The following is an 8998-nucleotide window of genomic DNA, read 5'->3' as shown; positions in this document are numbered from 1 at the left end:
CGCCGGACGTCGGGCACCGCGAGCGGGCGCGCGGGCGTGCCGCCGCCACCCGCGGGCACCGGCTCGACGTCGATCCGCAGCGCGTCGAGCATCGACGCGAAGTCGTGGCCCTGCGTGGAGACCGCGGGCTCCCTCGCGGCGCCTGCCGCCGGGCCGAGGACGTCCGCGAAGGGGCCCCCCGCGGCCGCGCCGAAGTCCTGGCTGTCGGCGTCCTCGAGCAGTGCGGCGAGGCCGACGCGCGTCGGCATGTCGAACTGGTGCGAGCCGTCGATGTGCGCCGCGTCGGGCAGGTCGACGGTCACGTCGACGACCTTGCGGCCGAAGAGGCCGCCGAGGCCGCCGACGACGGACTCCTGGGTCGCGACGATGCGGGCGTCCGGACCGTACTCCCGGCGCACCTGCTCGGCCAGCCCGGTCAGGGTGGGCTTGTCAAGCCGAAATCGGATCGAGGGCACGCACCACTCCAACGGTCTCGATGGTGACGTCGGACGACGTCACCTCCTGGTAGGACAGCACCGGCAGCCCGTCCGTCTGCGGCGCGACGAGACGTCGCACCGCGGACCGGAGCGCGGGTGCGCAGACGAGCACCGGTGCCCACCCGCGCGCCTCGGCCTGCGCCACTGCGGCGCGCAGGCTGTCGACGACCTGGCCGATGCGCTGCGGGTCGAGCAGCACCTGCGAGCCGATCTCCGACGGCCGCAGCTGCTCGAGCATCGACTGCTCGAGCACCGGGTCGATCATGATGACCCGCAGCGTGCGGTCCTCGAGGTGCGCGGAGACGACCACCGGGCCGAGCGCCGCGCGGGCCGCCTCGACGAGGCCCTCGGGATCCGTCGACGCGCGCGCCCGCAGGGTGAGCGCCTCGTAGATGCGGGGCAGGTCGTTGATCGGCACCCGCTCCTGCAGCAGCCCCTGCAGCACGCGGTGCACCTCGGCGAGGGTGAGCAGGTTCGGGATCAGCTCCTCCACGACCGCCGGGCTGACCCGCTTCACGCCCTCGGTGAGCACGCGGACGTCCTCCCTGGAGAGCAGGCGGGCCGCGTTGCTCGTGATCACGTTCGAGAGGTGGGTGACGAGCACGGATCCGCGGTCGATGACGGTCGCGCCGGTGATCTCGGCCGAATGCCGCATCTCCGCCGGGATCCACTTGCCCGCGAGGCCGAACACCGGCTCGATGGTGGGGGTGCCGGGCAGCGCGTCGAGCTGGTCGCCGATCGCGAGCACCTTGCCGACGGGTGCGATGCCCCTGCCCATCTCGACGCCCGCCACGCGGAGCACGTAGGTGGAGGGCGGCAGGTCCACGCTGTCACGGGTGCGCACCGGCGGGACGACGACGCCGTACTCCAGGGCGATCCGGCGGCGCAGCGACTTCACGCGGGCGAGCAGATCGTCGCTCACACCGGAGACGAGGTCGACCAGGTCCGCGGAGAGCAGCACTTCGAGGGCGTGCACCCGCATCTGCTCCATGAGCTCCTCCGGGGTGTCCGACGCGGCGGCCGCCTCCCCGGTCGCGGTCACGGCGAGCGCCGCAGCCGCGGCCTTGCGCCGCTCGGCGCGGGAGAGCCGCCGCGACACCACGATCAGCGTCACGCCGACGAGCAGGAACGGGATGAGCGGCATGCCCGGGATCAGCGCCATGGCGCAGGCGGCGATGCCCGCGATCATGAGCGCGGTGCGGGACTGCGCGAGCTGCTGCCCGGCGGTCTCGCCGAGCTCCGACTCCGAGTTCGACCGCGTCACGATCATGCCGGTCGAGACGGCCATGAGCAGCGCCGGGATCTGCGCGGTGAGACCGTCGCCGATGGTGAGGAGCGTGTACGTGTTCAGCGCGTCGGTGATCTGCTGGCCGTGCATCAGCACGCCCATGCCGATGCCGCCGACGATGTTGATGATCACGATCACGATGCCCGCGATCGCGTCGCCCTTGACGAACTTGCTCGCGCCGTCCATCGCGCCGTAGAAGTCGGCCTCCGCGGCGACGTCCGCGCGGCGCCTGCGGGCGTCGTCCTCGGTGATGAGCCCCGAGTTCAGGTCGGCGTCGATCGCCATCTGCTTGCCGGGCATGGCGTCGAGGGTGAAGCGGGCACCGACCTCGGCGACCCGTTCCGCACCCTTCGTCACGACGACGAACTGGATGACGACGAGGATCAGGAAGATGACCGCGCCGATGATCAGGGAGCCGCCGACGGCGACCTGCCCGAACGCGTGGATGACCTCGCCGGCGTAGCCCTGCCCCAGCACGAGGCGGGTCGAGGCCACGTTCAGGCCGAGCCGGAACAGCGTCGCGATGAGCAGCAGCGACGGGAAGACGGAGAAGTCGAGGGGACGCCTCGCGAACATCGTCGTGAGCAGGATCACGAGCGCGAACATGATGTTGACGGTGATCAGCAGGTCGAGCAGCCACGACGGCACGGGCACGACGAGCAGCATGATGATCGCCACCACGCCGAGCGGCACCGCGACCGCGGCCGCCGTGCGGCCGAGACGGAGTCGTCGCACTTCTCTCCCTGCAGCGAGGTGGTCCGTGGCCCGGCTCCGCCGGAGGACCGCCAGCCCGCGCGGCTCCGCCGTGCGCTGAAGGTCGGGCCGCCGCCGTCGATCCGACGGGCACGGCGGTCCCGCGCTCATCCTGCGGGTTCTCGCCCCCCGATCGGGGTTGCCACGCGGCTCAGCCGACCGCGTTCATCCCGGTGGTCGCGAAGACCTCGTAGGAGACCGAGTCGCCGTAGGTCGGGTCGTGGTAGCCGGTGAGGTTCGAGCACCACGTCGGGGAGCAGAACTGGCCGGTGCTGCCGCCGGCCGTCTCGTCGTTCGCCGTCTCGCTGTAGCCGTGCCGCAGCAGGAGGGCCCTGGCCGTCTTGTAGTCGGCAAGCGGATGCGCCGACCGCACCCAGACGTACCACTCGCCGTACTCGTGCTTGGTGGCGACGACGGTGCCGCCGACCACCGGCACGCTGCCCGGGAACCCGGCGGGCAGCCGAGGGGTCGTGCCGCAGCCGGCGAGGCCACCGACGAGGGCGACGGCCACGATCCAGGCCGGCCATGCGCGCATGAACCGATTCTGGCCACTCCCGCGACCGGCGGGCCACTGCGGATCCCTGCGGATCCGCACCCGCGTCAGCCGACGACCGTCGGCGGCGTCGTCTCGGTGCCCACCTCGTTCGCCCGCCTCGGCGCCGCGGTGGCGGGACCGCCGACCGCCCGGTCGAGGAACCCGATGGTTCGGGTCCACGCGTCCGCGGCGGCGGCCTGCAGGTAGGTGTGCGGGTTGGTGTCGTTGAAGAAGGCGTGACCGGCACCGGCGTACACGTGCGAGGTGAAGTGGACGCCGCCGCCCTTCATCGCCTGCTCCACCTCCGGCAGCGACGCGATGAGGCGCTCGTCCCGGTCGCCGTAGAACGCGAGCACGGGCGCGGTGATCTTGTCGATCTCCGTCGCCTGCGGCGGAGAACCGTAGAAGGGGACGGCCGCGCGGATCCGCGGCTCCTCCGCGGCGAGCGCGAACGAGTAGGTGCCGCCGAAGCAGAAGCCCGTGACCGCGACCCGGTTACCGACGCCCGGCGTCTCCTCCAGCCAGTCGACGGCGCCCCGCAGCGCGGTGATCGCCCAGGCCGCGTACGCCGGAGCCTGGATGGGCGCCGTGGCCTCCCGCAGCCTCGGCTGGCCCTCGCTGCGCACCCGCTCGTCGGGGCTGAACATGATCTCCTGCAGCTGCGCGCCGAGCTGGGGCCGCACCCCCACGCGGCTGAGCAGGTCGGGAGCCACCACCACGTAGCCCTCCCGCGCGAAGCGGTCGGCGACGTCCTTGATGTGGTCGACGAGCCCCCAGACCTCGTGGATGACGACGAGCCCTCCTCTCGGCGGCTGCGCGCCGTCCGGCTCGACGACGTAGGCGTCGAACGGCCCGTCGGCCTCGAGGGTGATCATCCGGCCCATGGCGTCCTCCTCGTCGGGTCGCCGGCCGGCGGCCCTCCAGCCCTGTTGATACCAGGGTGCGCTGATGGCCGCCCTCAGACTGCCGGCGCTTCCCGATCGGTCAGCCGGCGATGCGGTGCACGCCGAGGGCCGCCCCGCGGCGCTTCAGCGACATCACGAAGGCGAGCACTCGGGCGACGGCGGTGTAGAGCTCCTCGGGGATCTCCTGCCCCACCTCGCACGCGGCGTGCAGCGCACGGGCCAGCGGGATGTCGTGGACCATCGGCACCCGGGCGTCCGCGGCGCGTTCCCGGATCTTCGCCGCGATCACCCCGGCCCCCTTCGCGACGACGCGCGGCGCCGACTTGCCCGGCTCGTACTTCAGGGCCACGGCGACGTGGGTCGGGTTCAGCAGCACCACGTCCGCGCTCGCGACGGCGGCGATCATCCGGTTCCTCGAGATCGCGAGGGCCCGCGACCGCCGCTGCTGGCGCACGAGCGGGTCGCCCTCGGTGGTCTTCGCCTCGTCCTTGAGCTCCTGGCGGGTCATCCGCGTGTGCTTGCGGTTGCGGCGCATCACCACGGCGAGGTCGACGGCGGCGAGCGCGATGCCGGCGAGGATCGCGGCCTGCAGCACCGCGGTGAGCACCCCGCTCGCGATGCCGACGAGGGCGGGCAGCGGCATGGCGCCGGAGCCGGCGAGCAGCGGCAGGATCCCCTGGATCGACGCGAACACCGCGACCCCGACGACGCCGGTCTTCAGCAGCGCCTTCGCGCCCTCCCACAGGGCCTGGCGGCCGAGCATCCGCCCGACCCCGGAGACGAGATCGAACTGCTTCCCGGAGAACTTGAACCGCTTGAAGTGGATGCCGCCCTGGAGCAGGGCCCCGACGATGGCGCCGACGACCGCGGCCGCGAATATCGGGAGCAGGATCGGCGGGATGCGCCCGAGCGCGGCGTCGAGGTAGCGCTGGGCGGCGTCGGCGTCGGGATGCAGGATGACGCCGCGCAGGCCGAGCACGAGGTCCTGGAGGGCGCTGGTCGCTGCGGCGAGGACCGCGGGCAGAACGAGCGCGGCGGCGCCCATCGACACCCAGGCGGTCATGTCGCGGCTGGAGGAGAGCTTGCCCTCCCGCCGCACCTCCTCCATCCGCTTCGGGGTGGCCTTCTCGGTGCGCTCGGCGCTCGTGTCGCTCATCTAGTGAAGCGCCCCCATCAGGCCCAGGGCGTCGTCGGTGAGCGAGGCGACGACCCGCGGCAGGGCGAGGAACAGCACACCGCCCGACAGCAGCGTGATCAGGATCTTGAGCGGGAAGCCGAGCTGGAACGCGTTCAGCGCCGGGGCGACCCGCGTGAGCAGGCCGAGCCCGACGTCGGCGAGGAACAGCACGACGACGATCGGGCCGGCGATCTGCGCGGCGGCGACGAACAGCTGGCCGAGCCCCGGCAGCAGCCGGTCTCCGGCCGCGACGTCGAACATGCCGGTGACCGGTAGCGCGGTGAAGGTGCGGAACAGCCCGTTGAGGATGAGCTCCGCTCCCCCGCTGACGAACAGCAGGCCGAGCGCGGTCATCTGCATGAGGCGGGTCAGCTGCGCGCCGTTCACGTTCATCTGCGGGTCGAACGCCTGCGACAGCGAGAACCCGGCGAAGAGGTCGACGAGGTTGCCCGCGGACTGGACGGCGGCGAACACCATCGCGCAGAGGAACCCGAGCAGGGCGCCGATGATGAGCTGGCTCACGAGCGCGAGCAGGAACGTGCCCGTGTCGAGCTCCGCGGTGAGCCCGGTCGCCGCGCGGGGGGCGACGAGCAGGGACAGCGCGACGGACAGCATCCCCTTGACCCGCAGCGGGATCCCGGAGAATGAGAACGGCGGCGCGAGGATCAGGAAGGCGACGATCCGGACGCCCGCGAGCATGGCGGCCTCCACGTAGGCCATGTCCAGCGTGAGGTTCACGGGCTCAGCCGCTGCCGGCGACACCGGACCCGGTCACGCCCGTGCCGGTGTAGGTCGGGATCAGCGCGAAGAGGCCCTGCGTGAAGCTCACGGCCTCGGAGATCATCCAGTGGCCGCAGACGAGCAGCGCGATCGCGACGGCGACCGCCTTCGGCACGAAGGAGAGGGTGGGCTCCTGGATCTGCGTGATCGACTGGAACACCGAGATCGCGAACCCGACCACCAGCGAGGTGACGAGCAGCGGCGCGGCGAGCTCGCCCGCCAGCAGCAGCGCGTGGAGGGCGAGGTCGATGACCTGGTTCTGGGTCACGGCTATCCCGTCCGGTAGCTCTGCACGAGCGAGGTGATGATGAGGCCCCAGCCGTCCACGAGGACGAAGAGCAGGATCTTGAACGGCAGCGCGATCATCGTCGGCGGGAGCATCATCATGCCCATCGCCATCAGGCCGGACGAGACGACGAGGTCGATCACGAGGAACGGCACGAAGATGACGAGCCCGATGATGAACGCCGCCCGCAGCTCGGAGAGCATGAACGCGGGGATGAGGGTGACGAGCGGCACGGTCGCGGCGCTGGTCGGGTTCGCCTGACCCGCCGCCCGGGTCATGAGCGCGATGTCGCTCTCCTTCGTGTGCTGCACCATGAAGTGCTGCAGCGGCACGGATGCGGCCCCGATCGCCGCGTTGAAGTCGATCTTCCCGGCGAGGAACGGGCCGACGGCGGCCGTGTTCACCTGCTGGAGCACCGGCCACATGATGAACAACGAGAGGAACAGCGCGAGCCCGGCGAGCACCTGGTTCGGCGGCACGGTCGGCAGGCCGAGCGCGTTCCGCGTCATCGCGAGGACCACGAAGATCTTCGTGAACGACGACATCATCAGCAGCAGCGCGGGTGCGACCGACAGCAGCGTGATGCCGATCAGGACCATCACCGACGTCGACGGCGCCCCGCTCGGGCCCCCGATCGTGATCGAGACGGCCCCCGATCCGGCCGTCGGGGTGGGGGTCGGCACGACCGGGATCACGGGATCGGCGAACGCCGACAGCGGCGAGGCGATCACGAGGTAGAGCACGACGAGCACGCCGAGCAGGGCGACGACCGCCGTCGGCCACCAGGTCTTCGCGAACGCCGCGGCCGGGAGGCGCACCCGGCCGGCGGTCGCGGGAGCGCCGCGGGTCACCGAGGTCGTCTCAGGGCGGCCGCCGTCTGCCGCCACGTCTCGGGCGAGAGGACGGATCCGGCGAGCGGCGACGCCTTCGCGGTGCGGGCCCGGTCGGCGGCGACCCGGGCCTCCTCCGCCGCGAGGGCGGCCCGGCGGGTCGCGAACTGCGCGGGCACCGCCTGCGGCGCCGTCTGGCGCGCGATGTGCGGGAGGGAGATGGTCTGGGTCGGCGGCCCGGAGGGGCCCGCCTCGGGCCCGACGACGACGGGCACACCACCGGTGCCCGTCCCGGCAGCGCGCTGCATCTCGCGGTCGAACGCGGACGGCACGGGCGAAAGGAGCGGCACCGGTGCCGTGGACACGACGGCGACGCGGCCGTCGTCCGTTTCGGCCGGCCCCAGCCGGTCGAGCACGGTCACCGCGTGCTCCGTGACGCCGAGCAGGTAGCGCTGCCCGCCGGCGTCGACGATCGCGACGCCCGCCTTCGTTCCCAGCCCCTGTCGCGCGACGATGCCGATCGACTTGCCGCGCGGCTTGCCGGGGCGGCCCTTCGTGATCCAGCGGTGCGCCACGAACAGCGCGCCGAAGACCGCCCCGAGGGAGACGATGACGCGCAGCGCGAGGAAGACGGTGTCCATGGAGGAGGGTCAGCCCTCGTCGATCGTGTCGAGGACCTCGGTGATGCGCACGGCGAACCGGCGGTCGACGACGACGACCTCGCCGTGCGCGATCATCCGGCCGTTCAGGAACACGTCGGCCTGCGAGCCGACGGAGCGGTCGAGCTCGATGACCGTGCCGGGCTGGGCATCGAGCAGCTCCCGCACGGACACGCGGGCACGGCCGATCTCCACGGCGAGGGTCATCTCGACGTTGCTGATCCGGCCGAGCTTCGCCGACACGTCTCCCGTGCGGCGGGTGGGCGTCCCGCCGCCGCGCAGCTGCACGGCGAACCAGCCGGCGACGCCGTTCTCGCCGACGAGGTCGAACACGACCGTGTCGGGCGACTGGAACAGGGAGGCGGGGGCGCCGTCGCCGGCGTCGCCGAGCATGCCGCCGCCGATCACCGATGCCGCCTGCTCGAGCGCGGGGCGCAGCACGTCGCCCAGCCGGAGCCGGGCCGCGTCACCGCCCGCCGCCGCCGCGAGCTCGGTGCGGTCGAGCAGGATGACGGCGAAGTCCGCGGACCGCGAGCCGACGTAGGTCGCCGAGACCCCGCCGGCGAGCTCGGCGGGCGGCACGGGCGCGCCACCGTGGCGCTGCGCCATGAGGGCGGCGCCGGGCAGCGCCGCGACGAGCGCGTTCGCGCACGCCGTCTCGAGCGAGGCGTCGTCGGACGACGGCGTGCCCACGTCGGACAGGGCGGAGGGGTACGTCACGTGCGGCTCCTCATGCATCCACGACGACGCACGCGAGGCGGTCGCCGTTCCCCCCGACGGCGGCTCGGACGACGGGGAAGCCGTCCATCGTGATCGCGAGCGGCTGGTGCCGCGGGTGATCCAGGGGGATCAGATCACCTTCCGCGAGGGTGAGCACGACCGAGGCGCCGACCCTGGTGTCGTCGAACCGCAGCGCGATCTCGACGGGGGCGTCGGCGACGTGCTGCTCCAGCCGGCGGCTCACGACCGCCTGGTCCTGCCTGGCGGTACCGTGGCCGAGCGCCTCGAGCAGAGGCTCGGCCGGCACCGTCACGGTCAGCACGACGCGGATGCCGTCGCGGTCGAGCGCGAAGCCCGCCTGCACCATGAGGTCGTCGGGCGCGGCGAGCTCGCCGACCCGGTCGTAGGCGAACGCCTCGACGACGAGCGGAGGCAGGAGGCCGTCGAAGGCGAGGTGCAGCTCGACGGCGTGCTCGTCGACGAGGTGCCAGACGAGGGCGCGCTCGACCGGGGTGAGCAGCCGCTCCTCGCCCGATGCCGCACCCGAGCCGCCGACGAGACGGGAGGCCCAGAACCGGGCCTCGGCGAG

The 8998-nt window shown here is 72.7% G+C and carries 11 protein-coding genes; all 11 read right to left on the bottom strand.

Annotation, left to right across the window (positions count from 1 at the left end; genetic code table 11):
- Window positions 1–455 (bottom strand): hypothetical protein (locus tag JWQ92_RS08570; protein WP_297344041.1); only part of this gene is annotated, 455 nt, incomplete at its 3' end.
- On the bottom strand, window positions 430–2430 hold the full coding sequence (locus tag JWQ92_RS08565; RefSeq protein ID WP_297344043.1) for a flagellar biosynthesis protein FlhA: 2001 nt from the start codon (window positions 2428–2430) through the stop codon (window positions 430–432). The genes JWQ92_RS08570 and JWQ92_RS08565, both read right to left, overlap by 26 nt.
- Before the next feature lie 238 nt (window positions 2431–2668).
- Window positions 2669–3052, bottom strand: a complete 384-nt coding sequence (locus tag JWQ92_RS08560) for a hypothetical protein (RefSeq protein ID WP_297344040.1) — start codon at window positions 3050–3052, stop codon at window positions 2669–2671.
- A gap of 65 nt (window positions 3053–3117) precedes the next feature.
- A complete protein-coding gene (locus JWQ92_RS08555; RefSeq protein ID WP_297344039.1) occupies window positions 3118–3936 on the bottom strand; it encodes a dienelactone hydrolase family protein in 819 nt (272 codons plus the stop codon).
- A 100-nt stretch (window positions 3937–4036) separates the two neighbouring features.
- Complete coding sequence (locus JWQ92_RS08550; protein ID WP_297344038.1) at window positions 4037–5113, bottom strand: EscU/YscU/HrcU family type III secretion system export apparatus switch protein; 1077 nt, start codon at window positions 5111–5113, stop codon at window positions 4037–4039.
- A complete protein-coding gene (locus tag JWQ92_RS08545) occupies window positions 5114–5872 on the bottom strand; it encodes a flagellar biosynthetic protein FliR (RefSeq protein ID WP_297344037.1) in 759 nt (252 codons plus the stop codon).
- Between the two features lie 4 nt (window positions 5873–5876).
- Window positions 5877–6182, bottom strand: coding sequence for a flagellar biosynthetic protein FliQ (locus tag JWQ92_RS08540; RefSeq protein WP_297344036.1), 306 nt, complete (start codon window positions 6180–6182; stop codon window positions 5877–5879).
- 2 nt (window positions 6183–6184) lie between these two features.
- Window positions 6185–6931, bottom strand: coding sequence for a flagellar type III secretion system pore protein FliP (gene fliP, locus JWQ92_RS08535; protein WP_297344042.1), 747 nt, complete (start codon window positions 6929–6931; stop codon window positions 6185–6187).
- A gap of 116 nt (window positions 6932–7047) precedes the next feature.
- Window positions 7048–7671 carry a flagellar biosynthetic protein FliO gene (locus tag JWQ92_RS08530; RefSeq protein WP_297344035.1) on the bottom strand — a complete coding sequence of 208 codons (624 nt, stop codon included), beginning with the start codon at window positions 7669–7671 and terminating at the stop codon, window positions 7048–7050.
- Window positions 7672–7680: 9 nt separating this feature from the next.
- Window positions 7681–8409, bottom strand: coding sequence for a flagellar motor switch protein FliN (gene fliN / locus JWQ92_RS08525; protein ID WP_297344034.1), 729 nt, complete (start codon window positions 8407–8409; stop codon window positions 7681–7683).
- Window positions 8410–8419: 10 nt separating this feature from the next.
- Window positions 8420–8998, bottom strand: a 579-nt coding sequence (locus JWQ92_RS08520; protein ID WP_297344033.1) for a FliM/FliN family flagellar motor switch protein, incomplete at its 5' end; no start/stop codon positions are given.

Source organism: Amnibacterium sp. (genome assembly GCF_025463795.1).
Taxonomy (GTDB): domain Bacteria; phylum Actinomycetota; class Actinomycetes; order Actinomycetales; family Microbacteriaceae; genus Amnibacterium.
This window is presented reverse-complemented; position numbering and strand designations above follow the sequence as displayed.

Coding starts and splice junctions, on each gene's coding strand:
- JWQ92_RS08565 (WP_297344043.1), bottom strand. CDS start 2,430: ATGCTGCTCGTCGTGCCCGTGCCGTCGTGGCTGCTCGACCTGCTGATC.
- JWQ92_RS08560 (WP_297344040.1), bottom strand. CDS start 3,052: ATGCGCGCATGGCCGGCCTGGATCGTGGCCGTCGCCCTCGTCGGTGGC.
- JWQ92_RS08555 (WP_297344039.1), bottom strand. CDS start 3,936: ATGGGCCGGATGATCACCCTCGAGGCCGACGGGCCGTTCGACGCCTAC.
- JWQ92_RS08550 (WP_297344038.1), bottom strand. CDS start 5,113: ATGAGCGACACGAGCGCCGAGCGCACCGAGAAGGCCACCCCGAAGCGG.
- JWQ92_RS08530 (WP_297344035.1), bottom strand. CDS start 7,671: ATGGACACCGTCTTCCTCGCGCTGCGCGTCATCGTCTCCCTCGGGGCG.